Here is a 24,768-nt window from a genome sequence, read left to right as displayed (position 1 = left end):
CCCTCCGACCGAGGAGGCCTGGGCGCAGTCCACTGGCTCCGCTCCCCCGCCCTCGACTCGGCGACAAAGCCCCCGGCGGCACGCTTGCTGCTGGGCACGCTGGCGTATGTGGCACACCGGTCGCGCGCATAGGTCGTAGACGACGAAGTGCCCTTCTCCAGCTTGGAGAAGGGCACTTCGTCAAAGAGGGGCGAGTTCAGCGCCCCTTCAGGGGCGCGGGGAACTGCGCGACCAGCCCCCACCGGCTGGCAGCCAAAGAACCACCCAACCCGCGGAACGTCAGTCGCCGATAAGGGCGTCAACAAACGCCTCCGCATCAAACGGCGCCAAGTCATCCGCCCCCTCACCGAGCCCGATCAACTTCACCGGCACCCCAAGTTCACGCTGCACGGCGATCACGATGCCCCCCTTGGCCGTGCCGTCCAGCTTGGTCAGGACAATGCCGGTGATGTCGACCACCTCGGCAAAGACACGCGCCTGCACCAGCCCGTTCTGCCCGGTGGTGGCGTCGAGCACGAGCAGGATCTCGTCGAGCGGCGCGTGCTTCTCGACGACGCGCTTCACCTTGCCCAGCTCATCCATGAGCCCGGTCTTCGTGTGCAACCGCCCGGCCGTGTCGATGAGGACGACATCGACCCCCATCTCCTTGCCCTCCTTCACCGCGTCGAACGCGACGGAGGCGGGGTCACCGGCCTCGGGCCCGCGCACGGTGTGGGCACCGACCCGCTCACCCCAGGTCTGCAACTGATCGGCGGCAGCGGCACGGAAGGTGTCGGCGGCGCCGAGCACGACGGTCCGCCCGTCGGCCACGAGGACACGGGCGAGCTTGCCGGTGGTGGTGGTCTTGCCGGTGCCGTTGACCCCGACGACCATCACGATGCCGGGCTTGCGGTCCTCGGGCTCGGTCCTGACCGTGCGGTCGACGTCGGTGCCGACCAGCTTGAGCAGCTCCTCGCGGAGCAGCGTGCGCAGCTCCTGCGGGGTGCGGGTGCCGAGCACCTTCACGCGCTCGCGCAGACCGTCGACCAGTTCCTGGGTGGGGGCCACGCCGACGTCGGCGGTGAGGAGGATGTCCTCGATCTCCTCCCACGTGTCCTCGTCGAGGTGCTCGCGCGACAGGAGCGTGAGCAGCCCCTTGCCGAGCGCGTTCTGCGAGCGGGAGAGCCGGGACCGCAGCCGGACGAGCCGTCCGGCGGTCGGCTCGGGAACATCGAGTGCGGCGGGCGGCTCCTCGACTGCGACCGGGGCCGAGCCGTCCGGAAGATCCACCTCCTCTATCGTCCGGCGCGCTTCGTCGCGCGGCGTCTCGGCCTCGTCGCCGACGTGCGGCTCGGCCGGCGGGGCGGTGATGTCGGGCACGGAGGTGGGCGGCGGGGGCAGCGGCTTCTTGCGCCGGCTGCCGACGACGAGCCCGCCGAGCGCACCGAGCACGACCACGGCGATGACTACAGCAAGGATGACGGTTTCCATAACGCGTCCAGTATCAGCCATGGGTCTCGCCGGGGCCCAGCGCGGGCGTCGCCGGGGCGTCGACGCCACCACATCTCGTACCGGCCTCGCACGCGCAGGGAAGCCCGGAGACCCGGAAGCCCGTGGCCACACCCATGGCCATCTGACGTACCGTCAGCTACCGTCCCCCACCACACACGACCCCGCCGCACCCGAAGGGGGACCTCCCATGCCCGTCTCGATCGTACGCTTCAACCTCGTCGAACCCGGCGCCACCCCCGCCTCGCTGAGCGCCCGCTACCGGGCCGCCCTGGACATGGCCGCGTACGCCGACGAGCACGGGATCACCACCGTGCAGACGGAGGAGCACCACGGTGTCGCCAACAACTGGCTGCCGTCGCCCTTCGCCTTCGCGGGCGCGGTGTTCGGCGCGACCCGGCACATCGCGGTGACTGTCTCGGCGATCATCGGCCCGCTGCACGACCCGCTCCGGCTGGCCGAGGACATCGCCGTGCTCGATCTGCTGAGCGGCGGCCGCCTGGTGACCGTGGCCGGGATCGGCTACCGGCCCGAGGAGTACGCCCAGTTCGACGTGGACTGGAAGCGCCGGGGCAGGCTCCAGGACGAGCTGCTGGAGACGGTCCTGAAGGCGTGGTCCGGCGAGGAGTTCGAGTACCGCGGCCGTAAGGTACGGGTCACCCCGCGGCCCTTCTCCGACCCGCACCCCCTGCTGCTGGTCGGCGGTTCCTCGAAGGCCGCCGCGCGCCGGGCCGCCCGGCTCGGTCTGCCCTTCTTCCCCAGCGCGCACCTGCCCGACCTGGAGGCGTACTACAAGGACCGGCTCGTCGAGTACGGCACCGAGGGCTGGACCATGATGCCGGGGGCGGAGACCCCGCTGCTGCACATCGCCGAGGACCCGGACCGGGCCTGGGCCGAGTACGGGGCGCACTTCCTGCACGAGGCGCGGACGTACGCCTCCTGGCAGTCCGGGGACATCCGCTCGGCGGTGAAGTCGGGGGCCACGACCGTGGCGGAGCTGCGCGCGGAGGGCGTCTACCGCATCCTCACGCCGGACGAGTGTGTGGCGCTGGGGCTCGACAACCTCGTCCTGCATCCGCTCTCGGGCGGGATGCCGGTGGACGAGGGATGGCGCAGCCTGCGGCTGTTCGCGGAGCGGGTGCTGCCGCGGCTCGGGGAGTGACCCCGATTCGGAGAGTGACCTTTACCCGCAACCGGTGGACCGGCCGGTCGACCGGTGGTCCACTGCGGTCATGACCTTGGCTGTGGATGTGTTCCTGCGTGACGCGGACGGCCAGTGGAACGTGCTCGACGTTCCGGAGGGGTGCAACGACTCGGCCGGATTCGAGAACTGGCGCGAGACCGTGTGGGGTTCGGCGCCCGTGCGCTCGCTGGGCTGCGTGTACCTTCCCGTGCTGGCCTCCAGCGACCTGTACGTCGAGGCCGCGGACGTACCGGAGTTCCTGCGCGAGCTCGCGTTGCTCCGGGAGCATCTGGAAGCTGTCGCCGCGGCGGTCGGGGAGCGCACCGACCTCGTGGAGAGCCGCCTGGACAACATCGAGGCCGCCGCTCTCCGGGCCCGGGAGATCGGCGGCGGCGTCCTCATCTGGTGACCGACGGGTGGTTTCGGGGAGACGGGCGGCGGGGGATTGAGCCCGTCTCCCCGAGCTTGTGGGGAGGGCTGGGTCAGCCCATGTCCTCCAGCTTCTTGCCCTTCGTCTCCTTCACGAACTTCAGGACGAACGGGATGGAGAGCGCGGCGAAGACCGTGTAGATCACGTAGGTCGCGGAGAGGTTCCAGTCGGCCAGCGACGGGAAGCTCGCGGTGATGGCCCAGTTGGCGATCCACTGCGCGGAGGCGGCGACACCGAGAGCGGCGGCGCGGATCCGGTTCGGGAACATCTCGCCGAGGAAGACCCACACCACGACACCCCAGGACAGGGCGAAGAACAGGACGAACACGTGGGCCGCGATCAGCGCGGTCCAGCCCTGCGCGGCGGGCAGCTTGCCGTCGACGAGGTCGTAGGAGAAGGCCCAGGCCTCCAGCGCGAGACCGACGACCATGCCGACCGAGCCGATGAGGGCCAGCGGCTTACGGCCGACGCGGTCCACGAAGATCATGGCGATCACGGTGCCGATGATGTTCACGATCGACGTCGTGAAGGAGTAGAAGAACGACTCCGTGGGGTCGACGCCGACCGACTGCCACAGCGTCGAGGAGTAGTAGAACGCGACGTTGATGCCGACGAGCTGCTGGAAGGCCGAGAGGCCGATGCCGACCCAGACGATCGGCTTGAAGAAGAAGCCGCCACCGCCGAGCAGGTCCTTGAAGGTCGACTTGTGCTCGCTCTTCATCGCGTGCTCGATCTCGGCGACCCGGGCGTCCAGGTCGACGTCGTCGCCCTCGACCTCACGCAGCACGTCGTGTGCGCGGCTCAGCTTGCCCGCGGAGATCAGGAAGCGCGGGGACTCGGGGATGGCGAAGGAGAGCAGGCCGTAGAGGATGGCGGGGATCACCATCACGCCGAGCATGACCTGCCAGGCTTCCAGGCCCATGAGCGTGCCGCGCTGGTCGCCGTCGGCGGCGTTCAGCAGGCCCCAGTTGACCAGCTGCGAGATCGCGATGCCGATGACGATCGCGGCCTGCTGGAAGGAGCCGAGCCGGCCACGGTAAGCGGGCGGGGAGACCTCGGCGATGTAGGCGGGGCCGATGACGGAGGCCATACCGATGGCGAAACCGCCGATGACCCGCCAGAAGGCGAGGTCCCAGAGCGCGAAGGGCAGCGCCGAACCGACGGCGCTGACCGTGAACAGCACGGCGGAGATCTGCATACAGCGGATACGGCCGATGCGGTCGGCTATCCGGCCGGCGGTCGCGGCGCCGATGGCACAGCCGATCAGCGCGATGGCGATGACCTGCGCCAGGACCGTGGAGCCCACGTCATAGCGGTCGCGGATCGCCTCGACGGCACCGTTGATCACGGAGCTGTCGTAGCCGAAGAGGAAGCCGCCCATCGCGGCCGCCGCCGCGATGAAGATGACGTGCGCGAGATGTTCGGGATGAGCCGACCCGGCTCCTGACTGTGATGTCTGCGCGGTGCTGGTCACGTGTAACTCCTGAGGCCACCGGCGTCGCTGCCGGGGGTGGGGGGGCGACCCTTCCAGTGGCGCACAGCTTCCCGCTGCCCACCACCTGAAGGTAAAAGCAACGTTGCAGAGACTATGCCTTCAAGTTTCGAAGTCAATAGGGGGCCTGGTGTGAAATCCAACCCCACAGGTCACCGCGATGCGTTCAATACTTGAACGAATGATGAAGGTCTAGCGGAGACGCTGTGAGATGACCTTCGACACCCCGTCGCCCTGCATGGAGACGCCGTACAACGCGTCGGCGACCTCCATCGTGCGCTTCTGGTGGGTGATCACGATCAGCTGCGAGGCCTCCTGAAGCTCCTGCATGATCCGGATCAGCCGCTGGAGGTTGGTGTCGTCGAGCGCCGCCTCGACCTCGTCCATCACATAGAACGGACTGGGCCGAGCCTTGAAGATCGACACCAGCAGGGCTACGGCGGTGAGGGACCGCTCCCCGCCGGAGAGCAGCGAGAGCCGCTTGACCTTCTTGCCCGGCGGACGGGCCTCGACATCCACACCCGTGGTGAGCATGTTGTCGGGATCGGTCAGGATCAGCCGCCCCTCGCCACCCGGGAACAGCCGGCTGAAGACACCCTCGAACTGCAGGGCCGTGTCCCGGTAGGCCTCGGTGAAGACCTGCTCGACGCGCTCGTCGACCTCCTTCACCACTTGAAGCAGGTCGGCGCGGGTCTTCTTCAGGTCCTCCAGCTGCTCGCTGAGGAACTTGTGCCGCTCCTCCAGCGCCGCGAACTCCTCCAGCGCGAGCGGGTTCACCTTCCCGAGCTGCTGGTACGCCCGTTCGGCCGACTTGAGCCGCTTCTCCTGCTCGGCGCGGTGGAACGTACGGGGCTGGTTGCGCGGATCCTCCGGGTCCTCCGGGAGCACCTCGCCCTCGGCGGCGAGCGAGGGCGGCACGAGCTGATGCGGCCCGTACTCCTCGACGAGCCCCGCGGGCTCCACCCCCAACTCCTCCAGCGCCTTGGTCTCCAGCTGCTCGATCCGCATCCGCTTCTCGGCCCCGAGCACCTCACCGCGGTGCACCGAGTCGGTCAGCTTGTCGAGTTCGCCCTTGAGGTCGCGCCCCTGGTTCCGGGCGGCGGCCAACTCCTGCTCGCGGCGCGCCTTGGCGGCGTCGGCGGCGGTGCGCTCCTCGTCGGCGCGGTGCAGCGACACCTCGACGTGCGCGAGCAACTGCCGCGCCCCGAAGGCGACGGCCTCCGCGACAGCGGCCTCATGCCTCAACCGCGCCAACCGCTGCTCGGCCCGCGCACGTGCCTCACGCTCCGCCCGGGCCCCCCGGTCCAGCGAATCGGCCCGCCCGGCAAGCCCCTTGACCCGCTCCTCATGCGTACGGACCTGAAGCCGCGCCTCCATCTCCGTCTGCCGGGCATTGGCCCCGTCAGCGGCCAACCGATCCCGCACAGAGGTATCGGGCTCCTCCTCGACCGGCATCTCCTCGGCAACGGCCAGCCGTTCGGCGAGCACTTCGGCCTCTTCTACGGCCTTGTCGAGTGCGTCCTGTGCTCGTGCCGCCGCCGCGGTTGATCGCTCGGCCTCACCGGCAGCGCCTCGCGCCTGCCCGGCCAGCCGTCCCAACTGCTGTGCCACGGCCGACTTTTCGCGCTCTGCGGCTCGGCGACGCTCCCCCAACTCCTCGACGAGCGCGGCGCATTCCTTGCGGCGCCCGCCTGCGGTCTGCTGGGTGGCGGCCAACTCCTCGCAGCGGACGGCCAGTTCTTCTAGCTCGGCCGCGGCTTCGTCTACGGAGGCCTGGACTTCGAGGAGGCTGGGGGCGCCTGCGGAGCCGCCGTGGGCGAAGTGTGCGCCGAGTAGGTCGCCTTCGGCGGTGACCGCGGTCAACTCGGGGCGGGCGTATACGAGTTGCTCGGCCGCTTCGAGGGTGTCCACGACGACGATGTTGTGGAGGAGGCGGCGGATGGCGGGCATGAGGTCGCTGGGGGCGCGTACCAGGTCTGCCGCGAAAGCTTGTTGGGCGGCTGCGGGTTCGTTGTGGCTGGTCGCGCTCCGCGGCGGAGCCGCAAATAGATGCTGTCCCGCGCCCCTTTGGGGCGCCTCAGTGGGCGGCGTTGAATGGTCAGAGGCTCCCGCCAGCAGCAGCGCCGCCCTGCCCCCGTCCTGCTTGCGCAGCAGTCTGATCGCATCGGCCGCCGACGCCGGAGTCGTCACTGCGATGGCGTCCGCGGCCGCGCCGAAGGCCGCCGCCAGGGCGACCTCGTGGCCCGGAGTCACCGTCAACAGCTCCGCCGCAGGCCCCAGGATTCCCGTGAGCCGATCCCGCGCGCCCAGCAGTATCCCCGTGCCGTCCTTGCGGCGTAGGCCCAGCGCGAGCGCGTCGCGGCGGGCCTGGGTGGCGGCGCGCTGGCGTTCCGCTGCCGTGGTCGCCTCCCGGGCCGCCGCCAACGCGGCCTCTGCCTCGGACAGTTGGCGCTTGAGCTCCTCGTGCTGCTCGGAGAGTTCCGCGTCGCCTGCGTCCAGGCCGTCGACCTCGGCCTGGAGCGCCTCGTACTCCTCCTGTGCGGTGACCGCTCGTTCCTGGGCCTCGTCGCGGGCGGAGGCGAGGCGGTCGATCTCGGCCTGGGCGGAGGCGGCGCGTGAACGGGCCGCGTTGACCTGGCCGTTGAGCCGGGCGAGGCCCTCGCGGCGGTCGGCGATGGAACGGGCCACGTCCTTCAGACGCCGTTCCTCGGCCGTCAACTCCCGCTCCAGTTCGGAGCGATGGGCGACCGTGTCCTCCAGGGCGTGCTCGGCCGCTTCCAGGGCTGCTTCGAGTTCCGCCTCCTGCTCGCGGATGCGGGCCGCCTCGCGCTCCATGTCCTCGGGGTCGCGGCCCCGCCGTTCCTCCGGCGGCGCCGACGTCGCGCTCTTCACGCGGGCGTCGGCCAGCGAGATCGTGCCGCGCACCCGCTCGGCCAGCTGGGACAGTTCGTACCAGGTCTGCTGGGCTCGCTGGAGGCGCGGGGTGAGCTGCCGTACCTCGTCCTCCAGGAGGCCCTCGCGCTGGAGTGCCTTGCGCAGCTCCAGTTCGGCGGCTTCCTTGCGTTCCTTCAGTGCGGCCTCGTCGGCGATCTCGGTGTTCAGCGCCTGGCGCAGTCGTACGAGGTCGTCGGCCAGCAGCCTCAGGCGCGCGTCCCGGAGATCCGCCTGGATGACGGCCGCGCGGCGGGCGACCGCGGCCTGGCGGCCCAGGGGTTTGAGCTGGCGGCGGAGTTCGTCCGTCAGGTCCTGCACGCGCGCGAGGTTGGCCTGCATCGCGTCCAGCTTGCGGAGCGCCTTCTCCTTGCGCTTGCGGTGCTTGAGGACGCCGGCCGCCTCCTCGATGAAGGCGCGGCGGCCCATGGGGTCGGCGTGGAGCACGGAGTCGAGCTGGCCCTGGCCGACGATGACGTGCATCTCGCGGCCGATGCCGGAGTCGGAGAGGAGTTCCTGGATGTCGAGGAGGCGACACGTGTCGCCGTTGAGCTGGTACTCGCTGCCGCCGTTGCGGAACATGATCCGCGTGATGGTGACCTCGGCGTACTCGATGGGCAAGGCCCCGTCGGAGTTGTCGATGGTGAGGGACACCTCGGCACGGCCCAGCGGGGGGCGGCCGGTGGTGCCGGCGAAGATGACGTCCTCCATCTTGCCGCCGCGCAGCGACTTGGCGCCCTGTTCGCCCATGACCCAGCTGAGCGCGTCCACGACATTGGACTTGCCCGAGCCGTTCGGTCCGACGACGCACGTGATCCCTGGCTCGAACCGGAGCGTGGTCGCCGAGGCGAACGACTTGAACCCCCGCAGGGTCAGGGCCTTGAGGTGCACGCCGCTGGACTCTACCTTCCGCTGCTCGCTCTCTCCATGAACGTCCGGTTCCCCGCGGTTTCGCCCTTGAACGTGCAGGGCACACCAAACGTTAAAGAGGGTGGAGGCATACGGGGAAAGAAAGAAGGGACGCCGAAGCGTCCCTTGCAAACTCTGACAACTTAGCGGTTGATGCTGGCCGCCCAACCACTGCTTGTCATGTGGTGCGTCGCAGTGATCAGGTGAGCGCGGGCTCCGCCTGGCGTGCGTCGATGCTCTCAAGAAGCGAATCGTGAGTTGCGGCAGCCGTCAGCGCTTCGTTCTCTTCCTGGATCCGAACGAGCTCGGATTCCAGGTCCTGGACGCGCTGCTGGAGCCGTCGCATCTCGGCGAGGAGTCGCGGGTCGGAGCCGCCGACGTAACCGAGAAGCGCCTTTGCCATGATGGATGGTCCTCCACACTGAGTGACCGACCGAAGCGGTGTGGGTCGTGAGGGAATCGCACCCGCGATGCTTGACAGTCTTGGGTGTTGCTCTGCTGTTCTTCCATGCCAAACAGCTAAGGTGCGCGGGGCTTTCAGAGTCTCACCAAAAAGTTTGACGGTCAACACGATCACACCCCGTATTGGCGGCAACCCGGGGGCGCGCGGCCCTGACCGGGCGACGCTGCGACTCCTACGGGGCCTCGCTGGGTGTGGCGATCATCCTTAGGTGCGGAGCCTGCCAGAGCGAGCCGTTCTTGGCAACCACCAGGCAATTTCTGCTGTGGGCAGCTGCCGGTGGCATGTCCCTCCGCTTCCGCCAGGGCCGCTTTACACCGTTTCGCAGATTGTGCTCAGCGGATCGCGAAGCCGTCGTAGCCGCCGCGAGGTGTGTCCCAGATCTCGGTCACGCCATCCACGCGCCCGGGCGTGTCGTGCCCTTGGAGCCAGTCGAGGAGTCCTTCGCAGCCCTCACGTGATCCCTCTGCGACCACTTGGACGCGTCCGTCGCCCAAATTGAGAGCAAAACCACTCAGGCCCCCGATCTCCAGAGCCTTGGCACGGGTAAACCACCGAAAACCCACACCTTGCACACGCCCTCGCACCCAGGCGACCAACCGCACATCCTCGCTCATGGCTGCAACCTAACCGGCCAATGTCTCTCGGGACACTTGCTCCCCACCCGCCATGCGGTACCGTCCGCCCCAATGAATCTCATATGAAACTCACTCGATCGAGTGAGCTGGGTCACCGCACGGACGAGTTGACCGCAAGGACGAAAGGCAAGGACATGGGACGCCACCGACGCTCCGCCGCCGGCCGCGCCGCCACGAGCCGCGCCACGGGGGTCACAGAGACGCACGGCTCATACACGAGCGGCTACGACCCGCATGACTCGTACGACTGGAACGACCGCTCCGACCGGAACGACCGCTTCGACTGGAACCCGGCCGACGGCTCGACGATCGGCATGGCGCCCTATCTCCGCCCGGAGGGTCCCGCCGAGTTCCACCAGGCCCCCACGGACCACCGGGTCCACGAGGGCCGCGCGAACCACGAGGTCCCGCCGAAGAGCGAGGCGCGCCTGATGGCCGAGAGCCGGCTCAAGGCCGACTCCCGCCGGAAGAGCGAGGCCTATCTGTTCGCCACCGAGGAGGACTACGCCGTGGTCTTCCCCGAGGCGGCGGGCGCCACCTCCTCCCGGGGCGACGGCTCACGCCCGGGCCGCGGTCGCCGTCGTAAGCGCAAGAGCGTGACGCCGGTCAAGACGGGCCTGCTCGGTGTCTCCGCCGCCGTCGCCATCGGCACGGTCGCGGTCGCCGCGGGCGCGATGCCGGGGCTGGACAACTACAAGCTCGGCGGCGGTGGCAGCTCGGACAAGGTGCAGGCGGCCGGTTCGCCGTCCAACTCCGCGACCGAGCAGGGCGGTACCTCCGGCAGCGCGGAGTCCCGCGACGACGGCTCATCCACGAGCCGTGACGCGAACCGCGCGGCCTCCCCGTCGGCGGCTCCGACCAAGTCCGCCACCGCGCCCGCCACCAAGGCCCCGACGAAGAAGCCGACGGCCACTCCGACCGAGAAGCCGACGACCAAGGCTCCCTCGGCGAAGCCCACCACTCCGACGCCTACGCAGTCCGCCGACGCACCGGTGACCGTCTCCACGGAGGCCGCCGCCGAGGCCGAGGTGCTCAAGCTCGTCAACGAGCAGCGGGCGCTCGTCGGCTGCAGCCCGGTGGCCGCCAACAGCTCGCTGACCACTCTGGCCGAGAAATTCAGCGCGCTGATGGCCGACGAGGACTTCTTCGACCACACCGACCCCAGCGGGGCCACCCCGTGGGACCGGGCGGAGACGCTCGGCATCACCAACCTCGGCGGCGAGAACATCGCCCGCGGCCAGGCCGACGCGGCCGCGGTCATGGACGCCTGGATGAACAGCCCCGGCCACAAGGCCAACATCCTGAACTGCGACTTCAAGACCCTGGGTGTCGGTGTCCACTTCGGCACCGGCGGCCCCTGGTGGACGCAGGACTTCGGGTACTAGTTCTACGGCGTAGGACACCCACGGGGAGCGCTAACCACTGGTTAGTGCTCCCTTTTGGTTAGCGCTGCGTTCGCGTACTCTGAGGAAATGAACACGACCCAGGGGCGTACGGAGGAGCAGAACTTCCCGTACAACGTCTTCGCGAAGGCCTGCCCCTCCCGAGGCACCCTGGAGCACATCACGGGCCGCTGGGGCGGACTCACCCTGTGCGCGCTGCACGAGGGCTCGCTGCGCTTCAACGAACTGCGGCGCCGCGTCGACGGCGTCAGCGAGAAGATGCTCTCGCAGACCCTGCACGCCCTGGAGCGCGACGGCCTGGTCCACCGCGAGGCCCAGCCGACCAATCCGCCGCGCGTGGACTACGAGTTGACCCCGCTGGGACACGGCGTCGCCGAACGCCTCACGGGACTCGTCGACTTCATGGAGTCCCGCATGGACGACATCCTCGCCGCCCGCACGCGCTACGACGAGACGCGCGCCGGCCTCTGAACCCGCAGGATCCTCAAACCCGCGGCGCCCGCTGGCACTTGGGGCAGAAGTAGCTCGACCGGTTCATCCACGCCCGCCGGCTCATCGGCGTACCGCAGCGCCGGCACGGCAGCCCCTCGCGGCCGTACGCGTCGAGCGAGCGGTCGAAGTAGCCCGACTCCCCGTTCACGTTGACGTACAGACTGTCGAAGCTGGTGCCGCCCACATCGAGGGCCGCGTTCATCACATCCCGTACGTGGCCCAGGAGTTCGGCGGTGCGCGGGCGTGTGAAGGTCGCGGTCGGGCGTTCGTAGTGGACGCGGGCCCGCCAAAGGGCCTCGTCCGCGTAGATGTTGCCGACTCCGCTGATCAACGACTGGTCGAGCAGGGCCCGTTTGATGGTCGTCCGCTTGCGCCGCAGGGACTGGTGGAACAACTCGTCGTCGAACAACGGGTCCAGGGGGTCACGCGCGATGTGCGCGATGACGTCCGGCAGCCCGTCCGGGGTGGTGTCGTGCAACGACAGCCCACCGAAGGTGCGTTGGTCGACGAAGCGGAGTTCGGTGCCCAGGCCGTCGGCGAACCGGACCCGGATGCGCAGGTGCTTCTCGTCGGGGAACTCGTGCTGCTGGACCAGGAGTTGACCACTCATCCCGAGGTGCGCGAGGACCGCCTGGTGGGTGTCCTCCAGCGGCAGCCACAGGTACTTGCCGCGCCTGCTCGGGGTGCCGATCCGATGCCCCTTGAGCCGGTGCGCGAAGTCGTCGGCGCCCGCGACATGACGTCGTACCGCACGCGGATGCAGTACCTCGGCGTCGGCGACGGTGCGCTCGGCGACCCAGCGCTCCAGACCGCGCCGGACGACCTCGACCTCGGGCAACTCGGGCATGGCATCCCCTGTGGTCACGGGTGAATGAGCCGAGCGCCCGCCCCACTCGGGGACGGGCGCTCGGGTCGCGCTGTTCGGTCAGGCGGACGCCGACGACGTGTCGGCGCTTTCCTCGGCAGGCTGCTCAGCGGCCTCGGTGGCGGTCTCGACGGCCTGTTGTTCGGCCGCCGCCTTCGCCTTCTCGGCTCGCTCGTCCGCGTCGGCCCGGATGGACCGCCAGGCGGACTCGGCGGCCTGCTGCTCCGCCTCCTTCTTGCTGCGGCCGGTGCCGGTGCCGTACGAGACGCCTCCGACGCGGGCGGCAGCAGTGAAGGTCTTCTCGTGATCGGGGCCGGTCTCCGTGACCAGGTACTCGGGGACACCGAGCCCCTCGGTCGCGGTGAGCTCCTGGAGACTGGTCTTCCAGTCCAGGCCGGCACCGAGGTTCGAGGACTTCTCGATGAGCGGGTCGAACAGGCGGTGCACCAGTTCGGAGGCCGCATCGAGGCCCTGGTCGAGATAGACCGCGCCGATCACCGCTTCCAGGGTGTCGGCGAGGATGGACGCCTTGTCCCGGCCTCCCGTGCCCTCTTCACCACGGCCGAGCCGGATGAAGGAGCCGAGTTCCAGACCGCGACCGACCTCCGCCAGCGCACGAGAATTGACCACCGCGGCCCGCAGCTTGGCCAGTTGGCCTTCGGGCAGGTCGGGGTGGGTGGTGTACAGCGTGTCCGTGACGACGAGGCCGAGCACGGAGTCCCCGAGGAACTCCAGCCGCTCGTTCGTCGGCAGACCGCCGTTCTCGTACGCGTACGAACGGTGGGTCAGCGCACGCACCAGAAGGGCGGACTCAAGGTGATACCCGAGCCGCCCTTCCAACAGCGTGTGGGACGAGGCCGTGTCCGCGTGTTTCTTGGCGACTGAGTCCGCCTTGACGTCAGACATGGTGCCTCTCACCAGCCGCTCAGACCTCGAGGACCTGGCGCTTGTTGTACGTGCCGCAAGAAGGGCACGCGATGTGCTGCTGCTTGGGCTCGTGGCAGCGCTCGCACGCAACCAGAGGGGTGACCGCAGCCTTCCACTGCGACCGGCGGTGGCGCGTGTTGCTGCGCGACATCTTCCGCTTCGGAACAGCCACGGCTACTTCTCCTGCTTCTCGTTGGCGCGCGCCGGTCGGGGCGCTTCGCCACTGATCTCGTCCTTCTCGCCGTCTTCGAGTGAACCGGCGAGTCCCTGCAGTGCCGCCCAACGGATGTCGACGGCGTCATGGTGGTGGTCCGGGTCGTCCGTGAGCCGTACCCCGCACTCGGAGCACAGGCCCAGACAGTCGTCCTGGCACACCGGCTGCATCGGCAGTGCGAGCACCACCGCATCACGCAGCACGGATTCGAGGTCGAACAAGCCGTCCTCGATGAAGAGCCTGTCCTCGTCTTCCTCGGCGTCGTCGACCGGTTCCGCTTTCACACGGCCACGGTCGTCGGCGTCAGGGTACGAGAACATCTCCTGGAAGTCCGCTTCGAGCGACAGCTCAAGCGGCTCCAGACACCTTACGCACTCCCCCTTGGCCGTTGCACGGGCGGTGCCTGTGACAAGCACACCTTCCATGACCGACTCAAGGCGGAGGTCGAGCTCCACCGGGGCGCCTTCCGGCACTCCGATGACTCCCTGGATCCCGAGATCCTTGGGAGCGTCGATCGAACGGTTCAGGCGCTGCAGCGCACCAGGACGCCGACCCAGCTCGTGAGTGTCGAACACGAGAGGGTTGCGGTGGTCGAGGCGGGCGTTCAGAGCCATCCCTGTCTTTCGGTCTGCTGAGCTCATGGGGCGCTGCCCTTCGGTGCTTCCGGGCAGCGGTGATCGCGGACGTACACGCGACCGAAGAGCCAGGATACTGGACCTTTCGCTCTCGGCCCAATCCGGTGTGCGCTCTCGGCCACCGGGCCGGATCACTACAGGCCGCGACCCTGCTCGTAGGCCCGCAGCTGCTCCGCGCTGATCATGCCGGTGTCGAAGAGGCTGGTCTCGTCGAGCGCGTAGCCCTGCTGAGCCTGGTTCTGCTGCTGGTCGAGCTGGGCCTGCTGCATCTGGTTCGGGTCGTACACGGGCTGCTGGCCGGTGTCGTAGCCCTGGTAGGCGTAGGGGTCGGCCTGCTGGTACCCGTAGGGGTCCTGCTGCTGGGGCTGGGCGTAACCCTGCTGCTGGTAGCCGTACGGGTCCTGCTGCTGCGCGGTCTGCTGGTAGTCGTAGGCCGCCTGCGGGGCGTAGTCCTGCTGCTCGGGCTGGAGCGGGGTGGCCGAGACCGGGGTGTCCGTGACGGTCGCGAGGTCGGCGAGGTAGTCGGCGTCGCTGGTGTGCTGGACCTGGTTGCCCTCGTCGTCGAGGCCGAGAGCCCCGAGATCGTCGCTGGCGATCCGGCCGTGCAGCTTCTGCCGGCCCTTTCCTACGGCTTCCAGGGTCTTGGCGAGCACCGCCTCGAAGGCGCCGAGCTTGACGTCCACGTACGCGTCGGCGTCGCGGCGCAGGGTCTCGGGGTCGTGGCTGCGCTCGGGGGCGTCCTCGTCCTCGTAGCCCTGGTCGTCGATGCCGGGGCCGGTGCCGAGCAGCTTCTCGCGGCCGCGGCCGACCGAGCCGAGGGTCTTGGTGAGGACGACCTCGAAGTTGGCGAGCTTGGAGTCGACGTAGTCGTCGGCCTCCGCGCGGACCTCCTCGGCCTCCTGGCGGGCCTCGGCGAGGATGCGGTCCGCCTCGTTCTGCGAACGGCGGGCGACTTCGGTGTCGGAGATCAGCGAACCGCGCTCGGCGTGCGCGGTCTGGATGATCCGCTCGGCCTCCTGGCGGGCCTGCTCGACCATCTCGTGCCGGCCGCCGATCAGCTCCTGCGCCTCCGCCAGCGAGTCCGGCAGGGCCGCGCGCACCTCTTCGAGCAGCGTGAGCAGCTCGGCGCGGTTGACCACGCACGAGGCCGACATGGGCATGGACCGGGCGCTGGAGACCGAGGCGACGATCTCGTCGAGCTTCTTCTGCACGTCCACCGTGTGCTCGCCACTCTCTACCGACGTGTTGGAGACGGACGGGTCGACTGTACGACCACTCCCGCCCCGCCCGACACCGGGTGACGCACTGTCAGTCCCTCAGCCCTTGCCGAGCCGCTTCGTGAGCGCCTCCAGGACCACGCCCGGGACCAGGTGGGAGATGTCGCCGCCCCACTGCGCGACCTCCTTGACCAGCGAGGACGACAGGAAGCTGTAGGTGGGGCTGGTGGGGATGAACAGGGTTTCGACACCCGACAGCCCGTTGTTCATCTGGGCCATCTGGAGTTCGTAGTCGAAGTCGCTGACCGCGCGCAGGCCCTTGACGATGGCCGGGATGTCGCGCTGCTTGCAGAAGTCGACGAGCAGGCCGTGGTACGCCTCGACCTGGATGTTGCCGAACTCGGCGGTCACCTCGCGGATCAGCTCGATCCGCTCGTCGACGGTGAACATGCCCTTCTTCGACTGGTTGATCATCACGACGACGTGCACGACGTCGTAGAGCCTGGAGGCACGGGCGATGATGTCGAGGTGTCCATTGGTGATGGGGTCGAACGACCCCGGACAAACGGCGCGGCGCAACTGAGTTCCCTCGCTCTCCGGTCCGGTCATCGTGCGTCTTCGCACGTAGAGGCGGCGCGACCGTACCAAAAGGTCCCCTCGCCGTAGCGACGGGCCCGGATCGCGTCGAATCCGTCCGGCCACCCGAATTCGCCGCCTCTGGTGCTGCGCTCCACGGTGACGAGGGCATCCGGCGCGAGCCAGCCCCCGGACCGGAGTGTGAGGAGAATCTCCCGAAGATCGTGATCTGGGACAACGTACGGCGGGTCGAGGAAGACGATGTCGTACGGGTCTGCCGGCGTCGGCGTCTGGACGATCTGCTCCGCTTTGCCCGCCCTCACCTCGGCGCCGGGGAGGCCGATGGTCTTGACGTTCTCCCTGATGACGCGGGCGGCCTTCGGGTCGGCCTCCACGAGGAGGGTGTGGCTCGCGCCGCGGGAGAGGGCTTCGAGGCCGATGGCGCCTGAGCCCGCGTACAGGTCGAGGACGCGCTCGCCGCTGAGGGGAGCGCCGAGGAGGGACTGCCAGGTGGAGAAGAGGCCCTCGCGTGCGCGGTCGGAGGTGGGGCGGGTTCCGGTGCCGGGCGGCACGGCGAGTCGACGTCCACCGGCTTCGCCGGCGATCACGCGGGTCATCTGGGGTCCTTGCTTGTGGGCGTCTTCAGGTATCAGTGTGGCTGGTCGCGACCGCGCGGCGGTAGCCGCATATGGATTACAGCCCCGCGCCCCTGGGGTGGGTCGCCACTAGCCCTTTTCCAAGTACTGCTCTCTCTCCTCATCCAGTAGGGCGTCCAGCGCTGTGCGCAGCCCGGGGAGGTGCTCCAGCTCGGGATCGGTCGCCACCACCGCCGTCGCCTCCTCCCGCGCCTCCGCGATGACCTCCTCGTCCTCGATGACCGACAGCACGCGCAGGGACGTACGGGCGCCGGACTGCGCCTGCCCCAGCACATCGCCCTCGCGCCGCTGTTCGAGGTCGATGCGGGAGAGTTCGAAGCCGTCGAGGGTGGAGGCGACGGCGTTGAGGCGTTGGCGGGCGGGGCTGGCCTCGGGCATCTCGCTGACCAGGAGGCAGAGGCCGGCCGCCGAACCTCGGCCCACTCGGCCGCGGAGCTGATGGAGCTGGGAGACCCCGAAGCGATCGGCGTCCATGATCACCATGGCCGTGGCGTTGGGCACGTTGACGCCGACCTCGATGACCGTCGTCGCGACCAGGACGTCCGTGTCCCCGGCGGCGAACCGGCGCATCACGGCGTCCTTGTCGTCGGGGTGCATACGGCCGTGCAGCACCTCGATCCTCAGCCCCTGGAGCGGGCCCTTGGCGAGCTGGGCGGCGATGTCGAGGACGGCGAGCGGTGGGCGCTTCTCCGCCTCGTCCTCGGGGGACTTCTTCTTGGTCTTGCCGGCCTTCTTGGGGTCGTCCTCCTCGTCGCCGATGCGGGGGCAGACGACGTACGCCTGGTGGCCGTTGCTCACCTCCTCGCGGACGCGCTCCCAGGCGCGGGCCAGGAAGTGGGGCTTGTCGGCGGCGGGGACCACATGGCTGGCGATGGGTGAGCGGCCTGCCGGGAGTTGGTCGAGGACCGAGGTCTCCAGGTCGCCGAAGACCGTCATGGCGACCGTGCGCGGGATGGGGGTGGCGGTCATGACGAGGAGGTGCGGGGGCTGCTTGCCCTTGCCGCGCAGGGCGTCGCGCTGTTCCACGCCGAAGCGGTGCTGTTCGTCGACCACGACCAGGCCCAGGTCGTGGAACTGGACCTTGTCCTCGATCAACGCGTGCGTGCCGATCACGATCCCGGCCTCGCCGGTGACGAGGTCGAGGAGGGCCTGACGACGGCCGGCCGTCCCCATGGAGCCGGTGAGCAGCGTGACCTTGGCCGCCCGCTCGGCTCCCCCCAGCATCCCGCCCTCGGCCAGCTCCCCCATCATCTCGGTGATCGACCGGTGATGCTGCTGCGCGAGCACTTCGGTGGGCGCGAGCATCGCGGCCTGACCGCCGGCGTCGACCACGGCGAGCATGGCTCGGAGGGCCACCATGGTGTTGTGGGTCACGGTGAAGTTGTCGGTGACGTAGGCATGGCTGGGGTGCGCGACGCTGACGCACTGGACGGGCTTACGTCCGACGTACTCAACTGCTCGGATTCCGCGGCGGAACGTGTTGTATTTGGGCCTGGTCCTCACCCGTTCCGCCTTGCGGGCGATCCTGAACGGGGCGTGTTCGTCAGGCAGGGCAACGGAGACGTTGAAGGCCTCCTTCTTCGGCAGGACGCGCGCTCGCCCGCCGAGTGAACGCACCAGCCAGGCAACGTCGTTGGCCAGTGCGGGCGAGGCAGAACAGAACGAGATGCTCAAGCCGTCCGCGTGGACGGTGCCGTCCGTGTCCATCAGCCCTTGAAGCAGAGCCAGGCGGTTCTTGATCGATGTGTTCTTGAACTGGTCGGGAACGAACTTGCCGTGCGATGTGACACCCCAGAGACTCAAGCCGCGCAGGGTCTGGATCACGGGGTTGCGGACGCCTCCGGCCCGTTGGGCGAGCTGAATGGTGAAGTCGCAGCCAGGACCCTTCACCGGGACCACTTGGCACTCGGGGGCCACAGCTGTCGCCACGGCATCACAAATCTCGTCGTCGATCGTGGAAAATCGCAGGTTGTGCCGGAATGAGCCGTCTCCCAGGAGGAGACCGAAGACGTAGGGATCGAGAGGCAGTCCGCAGTCGTCTCCCAGATCAACCGGGGCCGCCGCCGGGAGGTACCACTTCGAAGATCCGTCGGCCTTGAACGTGTCCAGGCGGATCTCCCTGGTCGTCATGACTTCGGGAGCTTGTCCTCGCCGCCATCCGCAGCTCGTGCCGACGATCCACAGATGCTCGTCGTCGCACTCCACGTGGCTTCCGTCGGAAAGGACCAAGCGCCAGACCTCGCGCTCTCCCTGGGGGAAGACCCCGTCGATCAGCGCGATCTCCCCGTCCGGCACAACAATTTCGTCCCCCACCTTCAGATCGCCCATACGGCGGAATCCGGCAGGCGTGAGCACGAGCGAGTCGAGCGGCTGCGCCTTGCCCGAACCAACCTCCCCCTGCAGCAGTCGGTGCATCGGATGCTCCGTCGCCAGGTCGTCGAAGATCTCCTTGGAGACCTTCACCTGGCCGTCCGTGAGGGTGAACGGGAGGCGGTCGTCGAAGGCGGTGAGGAGGCCGTCGGGGGATGGTTTGCGGGCCACAGCCGGGAGTTGGGCGTCCGCGTGGCGGCGGCGGGCGAGGGCGACCTGGAGGACGAAGGCCTCGTCCCACTTGAGGCGGTCGCGGGCTGCGGCGATGTCCGCCTTGGTGTGGGGGCGGTGGATCTTGAGGAGGGCCTCCGGGAGGGAGACCAGGCCGCGGCCCTCGCGGAGGGAGTCCGGGAGCGGGTCCACGGCTTCCTGGGCGCTGGGCAGTGCCGTCTGGAGGGCCTTGCCGATCTTCCAGGACTCCAGTTTGGCGGTGGCGGGGTAGATGGGGATCAGGGTGCCCGCCCAGGTCTCCACCGCTTCCTCGGCGTCGCCCTTCAGCAACTCATATGCCGGATGGGCGAGTTGAAGGCGGCGGTTGAAGACGGAGACCTTGCCGGCGAACATCGCGCGTGTGCCCGGCAGCAGTTCCTTGTGGGGTTTGTGAACTCCCGAGCCGAAGAAGACGAGTTGGAGCCGGCCACTGCCGTCCGTGATCGTGACTTCGAGACGCTGCCCCTTGCCCCGGGGGGCCTTGCTGGACGCGAAGGTGTGCAGCCGGGCGTCGGCGACCTGCGCGACCACGGTGACGTGCTCGTCCATCGGCAGCTCGGCGAGGTGCGTGAGCTGGCCCCGCTCCTCGTACCGGCGCGGGTAGTGGTGCAGGAGGTCGCCTACTGTGTGCAGGCCGAGATGCTCGGCCATCACCTTCGCGGTGGCGGGGCCGAGCACCTTTTTCAGTGGTTCTTCCAGTGCGGGCACGAGATCCATTGCACACCACGCCACTGACAATGCCGTATACGTCTTGCGAAACCCCTGGTCAGGCGGGTCGTTCGAGGCCTAGGATGGCGCGCTCCGGCCATCCCCCGCGGTCACCGCCTCACAGGGACCGCCCGACCCTCGCGCCGATCGCACTTCCCCCACCTCGGCGCTGCGACGATGGACTCCCAGACCTCACAGTCATCCCAGGCATCCCAGTCACCTCACACGTTCCAGGTCGACCTGCGCGGTCTGGTGGACCTGCTCTCCCATCACCTCTACTCCAGCCCCAAGGTCTATCTGCGCGAGCTGCTGCAGAACGCCGTGGACGCGATCACCGCCCGCCGGGCCGAGCAGCCCGACTCCCCTGCCCTGGTACGGCTGTTCGCCGACGGGGGCACCCTGCGCGTCGAGGACTCCGGCGTCGGGCTCACCGAGGCGGACGTGCACAGCCTCCTCGCGACCATCGGCCGTAGCTCCAAGCGGGCCGACGGGCTCCAGGAGGCCCGTTCCGACTTCCTGGGGCAGTTCGGCATCGGGCTGCTCGCCTGTTTCGTGGTCGCCGAGCGGATCCGGGTCGTCAGCCGCAGCGCCCGTACGCCCGACGCACCGCCCGTGGAGTGGACGGCGACCGACGACGGCTCGTACACCGTGCGGACGCTGCCCGACGCCGAGCACCCAGAACCGGGCACCACCGTGCACCTGGTGGCGCGCGCGGGCGCCGGCGAGTGGCTCACCAAGGAGCGGGTCCTCGCGCTGGCCCGGGACTTCGGGGCGCTCCTGCCGTACGACGTGCGTGTGGACGGCGAGGCGGTCACCGACCTGCCCGCGCCCTGGGACCGGTCGTACCCGAGTCCCAGCACCCGGAGGGTGGCGCTGGCGCGGCACTGTCACGAGCTGTTCGGGTTCACGCCGTTGGACTCGATCGACCTGTCGGTGCCGCTCGCGGGGATCCGGGGGGTGGCCTACGTCCTTCCCGGTGCGGTGAGTCCGGCGCAGCGGGCGGGTCACCGGGTGCATCTCAAGGGCATGCTGCTGACCGAGCGGGCCGAACAGCTGCTGCCCGACTGGGCGTTCTTCGTGCGCTGTGTGCTGGACACGGACAGTCTGCGGCCCACGGCCTCGCGCGAGTCGCTGTACGAGGACGAGACGCTGGCCGCCGTACGGGAGGCGCTCGGGGAGCGGATCCGGGGCTGGCTGACCGGGCTCGCGGCGGGTGATCCGGAGCGTCTTGCCGCATTCCTGTCGGTGCACCACCTGGGGGTGAAGTCCCTGGCGCGGCACGACAAGGAGATGCTGCGCACGATGCTGCCGTGGCTCCCGTTCGAGACGACCGACGGACGGGTGTCCCTGGAGGAGTTCGCGCAGCGCCACCCGGTGGTGCACTTCACGCGGACCGTCGAGGAGTACCGGCAGGTCGCCCCGATCGCGTCCGCGCAGGGCATCGGGGTGATCAACGGCGGTTACACCTATGACGGCGAGCTGGTCGAGGCGCTGCCGTCGGTGCGCCCGGGGACGGTGGTCGCCGAGCTGGACTCGGACACCGTGACCGCGCACCTGGACTCGGTGGACCCGGCCGAGGAGCTGGCCCTGGCGGACTTCCTGGCCGCCGCGCGGGCCAAGCTGGATCCCCTGGGCTGCGATGTGGTCCTGCGGGCCTTCCATCCGCTGTCGGTGCCCGCGCTGCACCTGGACGACCGCTCGGCCCGGCACGAGCAGGCCCGCGCGGAGGCCGAGGAGCAGGCCGACGACCTGTGGGCGGGCATCCTGGGCTCGCTGCGGGGCAGCGCTCCACGCGCGCGTCTCGTGCTCAACCACCTCAACCCGCTGATCCGGCGGATCAGTTCGCTGAGGGACCGGGACCTGATCGGGACGGCCACGGAGTCGCTCTACGGGCAGGCACTCCTGATGGCGCAGCGACCACTGCGCCCCGCCGATTCGGCACTGCTGAACCGGGCGTTCATCGGCCTCCTGGAGTGGGCCACACACGGGGAGGGCGACCACGGATGACAGGGATCACGGACTTCGACGCGCTGCGCCGGGCGATGGCGGAGAACTCCGAGGAGCCGGAGGGGCCGGCCCGCAACGCGCGCGCGGAGCAACTGCTCGCCGAGGCCGAGAAGCTGGACATACCGCTCGCGGTGATCGAGGCGCTCGGACACCAGCTGAAGGTCTACAACTACAGCTCCGAGAAGGACAAGATGTTCGTCCCCTTCGCGCGCCTGCTGCGCATGTGGGACGAGCGGCCCGAGGACTTCGACGAGTACGAGGTCCACTCGCTGCACTGGGTCTTCAAGTGGATGTCGTCCGGGATGCTGGGCCAGCCGCACATCCCGCTCGCGTCGATCGAGAAGTGGCTCGGCGAGATGGAGCACCGCTACCGGCTGGCCGGACACTCCGAACGGGCCGTCCGCAGCGCCGAGTTCAGCGTCGCCTCGCACGTCGGGGACCTGGCGCGGGCCGAGCGGGCGTACGCCGCGTGGCTGGCCGCCGACCGCGACACCATGGCCGACTGCCACGCGTGCGAGCTGCACACCCAGGGTGAGTGGCAGGTGCAGCAGGAGCGGTACGCCGAGGCCCTGGACCTGTGGGAGCCGGTCCTGGAGGGCGAGTTCACCTGCGCCCACGAGCCGCACACCGTCCTCGCGTCCTCCCTGACCCCGCTGCTGCTCCTCGGGCGGGCCGACGAGGCGCGCGCCCATCACCTGCGCGGTTTCCGTCTCGTACGGCCCATGGAGAGCATGCGGGGCGCCTACGCGGACCATGTGGAGTTCTGCGCGCTGAGCGGCAACGAGGCGCGCGGTCTTGAGCTGCTCGCGGAGCGTCCGGCGTACTTCACGGACTCCGGGAACCCGCGCAGCGGGCTGGACTTCCTGTCAGTGGTGGCCCTGCTGATGGACCGCCTGACCGAGCTGGGCCTCGGCGACCAGCAGGTGCCCGGGCCAGCCGGCCGTACCTGGACGGCACGCGAACTCGCCGCCCACGCACGCGTGGAGACCCTCTCCCTGGCCGCCCGCTTCGACCGGCGCAACGGCACGACCCACGTCGGCGACCGGGCACGCGCGCGCATGGACCAGCGGCCGCTGGTGGAACGACTCCCCCTGGGAGTGCGTTCGGCGGGCGGGCCGGTCACGGCACCGGTGACGACCGCGGCACCCGAGGTCATCCCGGAGAAGGACCTCACCGCGCTCCTCACGGAGGCGCGGCGACTGTCGGACACGCTCCAACCGCACGCCGTGGAGGCCTGGTTGGCGGTCTCCCGGGCCGCCGAGGACACCGAGCTGTCCGCCCGCGACCGCGCCGAGATCGCCGACCACCAGGCGATGGACCAGGGCCCCGAGGGCATCGCCCTCTTCGACCGCGCGGCCGGGCTGTTCGCCGAGGCGGGCGACCCCGGGGAGGCATGGGCGGCACGCGCGCGTGGAGCGTACGTACGCGCTCTCACGGGCGAGGTCGACGAGGCCCTCGCGGCGATCGCCGAGCCGTACGACGGGGTCCTCGCCCTGTACTCCGAGGACGGCACGGGCGTACGGCAGACGGCGGCCGTACTGATGAGCCGGGCGCGCATCCTGATGCGCAGGGTCCACGGGGACTCCCCCGACCACACCCCCGACAGCGGGGACCTGGCCGCCGCCGAAGCCGCCGTACGGGAAGTGCTGGCCCTGGTCGAGGGGCAGCCCCGTCCGGGTGGCACGGCCGATGTGCGGCTGGCCGCGCGGGGTGCCGAGGGGCAGGCGATGCTGGCCGAACTCGCGGTGCGGGGCGGGGATGTGGAGACGGCCGTCCGGCTGTTCTCGAAGGCGTCGACGGCGTTCGTGGTCGCGGGGCTGCCGTGGTTCGCGGTGGAGTACGAGGCCCGGCTGGCCGGGCTCGCCCATCACCTCGGCGACGTCACGGAGGCGGAGCGGGCACTGCGGGCGGCCCTGGAGCACGGCGGGCCGTACCTGGAGGCCCCTGGACGGGCTCAGCTGCATCTCCAGCTCGCCGAGGTACTCGGCGGCCGGGGGCGGTCCGAGGAGGCCGCTGAGCACGCCCTGGAGGCCGCTCACTGGTCCGACGAGGCGGGTGAGGGGCCGACGCTGGGCGCCTGGGCGCGGCACCAGCTCGGTGGCTTCCTGCTGCGCCAGGGCCGGTGGGCCGAGGCCGCCGAGGTGCTGGAGTCGGCGCTGCCCGACCTGAGCGTCGAGACACACGGCGACGGCGCGATCGTCCAGACGCAGTGGTGGCTCGGTGACTGTCTGAGCGAGCTGGGCGAGCACCGGGCCGCTGCCGAACGGCGGTTGCAGGCGGCCGAGATCGCCCGGACCTGGCCCGAGCAGAACGACCACGCGACGCTCGCCCACCTCGCCGCCGAGTCGCTGGGCCACGCGGAGCTGCCCGCCGAGGCGGATCAGGCGTACGAGCGCGCGGGCGACCTGTGGCGGTCCCTGGGCAACGTGCACGGGCTCGTCCGCTCGCTGCGCGCACGCGCGTGGCTGGCGTTGCGCGCGGACCGGGGCCTGGACCGCGCGCGGGAGTTGATGGCGGGCGCGATCGAGGAGTGCGAGGCCGCGCTGCTCGTGACGGACGACCAGGAGGCGCGGCAGCGGCTCACCGGTGAACTCGGCCACACGCACCGGCAGTTCGGTGAGCTGCTGGCCCGTTCCGTCGCCGAGGAGGCAGAGGACACCGCGATCCAGGCCGCGTTCGAGGACGCCCTGACCCAGACCGCGGAGTCGGTCACCGTGTTCGCCGCCCTCGGGGAGGGCGCGGTGCACACCCGCACCGGCGCCGAACTCGCCGCGGGCTGGCTGGAGGCCGACCTCAGCCGCCCCGCCGACGCGGCGGCACGCGCGCGTGGCGTGCTCAAGGCCTACGAGGGTGCGGACGACGGCGACGAGACGGTACGGGCCCGTCGCGCCGAGGCGGAGCAGCTGCTCCAGCTGATGGAGGAACAGACGGAGAAGTAGGGGGAGTTGGGGTGGGGC

General features: G+C 69.8%; 19 protein-coding genes and 1 pseudogene. 7 read left to right on the top strand and 13 right to left on the bottom strand.

Going from position 1 to position 24,768, the window contains the following annotated elements; genetic code table 11:
• A pseudogene (locus AC31A1_RS18865) lies at positions 1 to 132 on the top strand (bifunctional DNA primase/polymerase); the annotation flags it as partial.
• Between the two features lie 147 nt (positions 133 to 279).
• Here the strand turns inward: AC31A1_RS18865 and ftsY are convergent.
• Positions 280 to 1,470 (bottom strand): signal recognition particle-docking protein FtsY, encoded by a 1,191-nt coding sequence (gene ftsY, locus AC31A1_RS18860; RefSeq protein WP_489654413.1) that lies wholly within the window; start codon positions 1,468 to 1,470, stop codon positions 280 to 282.
• 208 nt (positions 1,471 to 1,678) lie between these two features.
• Between ftsY and AC31A1_RS18855 the strand changes: the two genes are divergently transcribed.
• On the top strand, positions 1,679 to 2,650 hold the full coding sequence (locus AC31A1_RS18855) for an LLM class flavin-dependent oxidoreductase (protein WP_489654412.1): 972 nt from the start codon (positions 1,679 to 1,681) through the stop codon (positions 2,648 to 2,650).
• Positions 2,651 to 2,720: 70 nt separating this feature from the next.
• The gene (locus AC31A1_RS18850; protein WP_399188052.1) at positions 2,721 to 3,080 is read left to right on the top strand and encodes a hypothetical protein; all 360 of its coding nucleotides are present in this window, start codon (positions 2,721 to 2,723) and stop codon (positions 3,078 to 3,080) included.
• Between the two features lie 73 nt (positions 3,081 to 3,153).
• Here AC31A1_RS18850 and AC31A1_RS18845 read toward each other — a convergent pair whose 3' ends face one another.
• The 4 genes from AC31A1_RS18845 to AC31A1_RS18830 form a co-directional block, all read right to left on the bottom strand.
• Positions 3,154 to 4,575: a sugar porter family MFS transporter gene (locus AC31A1_RS18845; protein WP_489654411.1), complete on the bottom strand. Its 1,422-nt coding sequence runs from the start codon at positions 4,573 to 4,575 to the stop codon at positions 3,154 to 3,156.
• Between the two features lie 210 nt (positions 4,576 to 4,785).
• Positions 4,786 to 8,415, bottom strand: a complete 3,630-nt coding sequence (gene smc, locus AC31A1_RS18840; RefSeq protein ID WP_489654410.1) for a chromosome segregation protein SMC — start codon at positions 8,413 to 8,415, stop codon at positions 4,786 to 4,788.
• 217 nt (positions 8,416 to 8,632) lie between these two features.
• Complete coding sequence (locus AC31A1_RS18835) at positions 8,633 to 8,836, bottom strand: hypothetical protein (RefSeq protein WP_489654409.1); 204 nt, start codon at positions 8,834 to 8,836, stop codon at positions 8,633 to 8,635.
• Between the two features lie 392 nt (positions 8,837 to 9,228).
• Positions 9,229 to 9,510 (bottom strand): acylphosphatase, encoded by a 282-nt coding sequence (locus AC31A1_RS18830; protein ID WP_317883427.1) that lies wholly within the window; start codon positions 9,508 to 9,510, stop codon positions 9,229 to 9,231.
• Positions 9,511 to 9,665: 155 nt separating this feature from the next.
• On the opposite strand from AC31A1_RS18830, the gene AC31A1_RS18825 reads away from it, so the two are divergent.
• Positions 9,666 to 10,916 (top strand): CAP domain-containing protein, encoded by a 1,251-nt coding sequence (locus tag AC31A1_RS18825; protein ID WP_489654408.1) that lies wholly within the window; start codon positions 9,666 to 9,668, stop codon positions 10,914 to 10,916.
• A gap of 87 nt (positions 10,917 to 11,003) precedes the next feature.
• Positions 11,004 to 11,405 carry a winged helix-turn-helix transcriptional regulator gene (locus AC31A1_RS18820; protein ID WP_489654407.1) on the top strand — a complete coding sequence of 134 codons (402 nt, stop codon included), beginning with the start codon at positions 11,004 to 11,006 and terminating at the stop codon, positions 11,403 to 11,405.
• Positions 11,406 to 11,418: 13 nt separating this feature from the next.
• Here AC31A1_RS18820 and mutM read toward each other — a convergent pair whose 3' ends face one another.
• The 8 genes from mutM to AC31A1_RS18780 all read right to left on the bottom strand — a co-directional run bounded on the left by mutM (position 11,419) and on the right by AC31A1_RS18780 (position 19,813).
• Complete coding sequence (mutM, locus tag AC31A1_RS18815; RefSeq protein ID WP_489654415.1) at positions 11,419 to 12,273, bottom strand: bifunctional DNA-formamidopyrimidine glycosylase/DNA-(apurinic or apyrimidinic site) lyase; 855 nt, start codon at positions 12,271 to 12,273, stop codon at positions 11,419 to 11,421.
• Positions 12,274 to 12,351: 78 nt separating this feature from the next.
• The gene (rnc, locus tag AC31A1_RS18810; RefSeq protein WP_489654406.1) at positions 12,352 to 13,197 is read right to left on the bottom strand and encodes a ribonuclease III; all 846 of its coding nucleotides are present in this window, start codon (positions 13,195 to 13,197) and stop codon (positions 12,352 to 12,354) included.
• A 19-nt stretch (positions 13,198 to 13,216) separates the two neighbouring features.
• On the bottom strand, positions 13,217 to 13,390 hold the full coding sequence (rpmF, locus tag AC31A1_RS18805) for a 50S ribosomal protein L32 (RefSeq protein WP_015657589.1): 174 nt from the start codon (positions 13,388 to 13,390) through the stop codon (positions 13,217 to 13,219).
• Between the two features lie 2 nt (positions 13,391 to 13,392).
• Positions 13,393 to 14,046, bottom strand: coding sequence for a YceD family protein (locus AC31A1_RS18800; RefSeq protein ID WP_033282673.1), 654 nt, complete (start codon positions 14,044 to 14,046; stop codon positions 13,393 to 13,395).
• A gap of 155 nt (positions 14,047 to 14,201) precedes the next feature.
• Positions 14,202 to 15,284, bottom strand: coding sequence for a F0F1 ATP synthase subunit B (locus AC31A1_RS18795; protein WP_489654405.1), 1,083 nt, complete (start codon positions 15,282 to 15,284; stop codon positions 14,202 to 14,204).
• A gap of 99 nt (positions 15,285 to 15,383) precedes the next feature.
• The gene (gene coaD / locus AC31A1_RS18790; protein WP_489654414.1) at positions 15,384 to 15,863 is read right to left on the bottom strand and encodes a pantetheine-phosphate adenylyltransferase; all 480 of its coding nucleotides are present in this window, start codon (positions 15,861 to 15,863) and stop codon (positions 15,384 to 15,386) included.
• Between the two features lie 26 nt (positions 15,864 to 15,889).
• Positions 15,890 to 16,477 (bottom strand): 16S rRNA (guanine(966)-N(2))-methyltransferase RsmD, encoded by a 588-nt coding sequence (gene rsmD, locus AC31A1_RS18785; protein ID WP_489654404.1) that lies wholly within the window; start codon positions 16,475 to 16,477, stop codon positions 15,890 to 15,892.
• 108 nt (positions 16,478 to 16,585) lie between these two features.
• Positions 16,586 to 19,813 (bottom strand): helicase-related protein, encoded by a 3,228-nt coding sequence (locus tag AC31A1_RS18780; RefSeq protein ID WP_489654403.1) that lies wholly within the window; start codon positions 19,811 to 19,813, stop codon positions 16,586 to 16,588.
• Positions 19,814 to 19,981: 168 nt separating this feature from the next.
• Here AC31A1_RS18780 and AC31A1_RS18775 point away from each other — a divergent pair, with 168 nt between their 5' ends.
• Together AC31A1_RS18775 and AC31A1_RS18770 are read left to right on the top strand one after the other, a co-directional pair.
• A complete protein-coding gene (locus tag AC31A1_RS18775) occupies positions 19,982 to 21,811 on the top strand; it encodes an HSP90 family protein (protein WP_489654402.1) in 1,830 nt (609 codons plus the stop codon).
• Entirely contained in the window at positions 21,808 to 24,750 is a 2,943-nt protein-coding gene (locus AC31A1_RS18770; RefSeq protein WP_489654401.1) for a tetratricopeptide repeat protein, read from the top strand. The genes AC31A1_RS18775 and AC31A1_RS18770 overlap by 4 nt, the downstream gene beginning before the upstream one ends.
• Positions 24,751 to 24,768: the final 18 nt, after the last annotated feature.

This window comes from Streptomyces sp. P5F9, assembly GCF_057961495.1.
The sequence above is the reverse complement of the archived record's forward strand: the minus strand, read 5'-3'. Positions and strand labels throughout refer to the sequence as shown.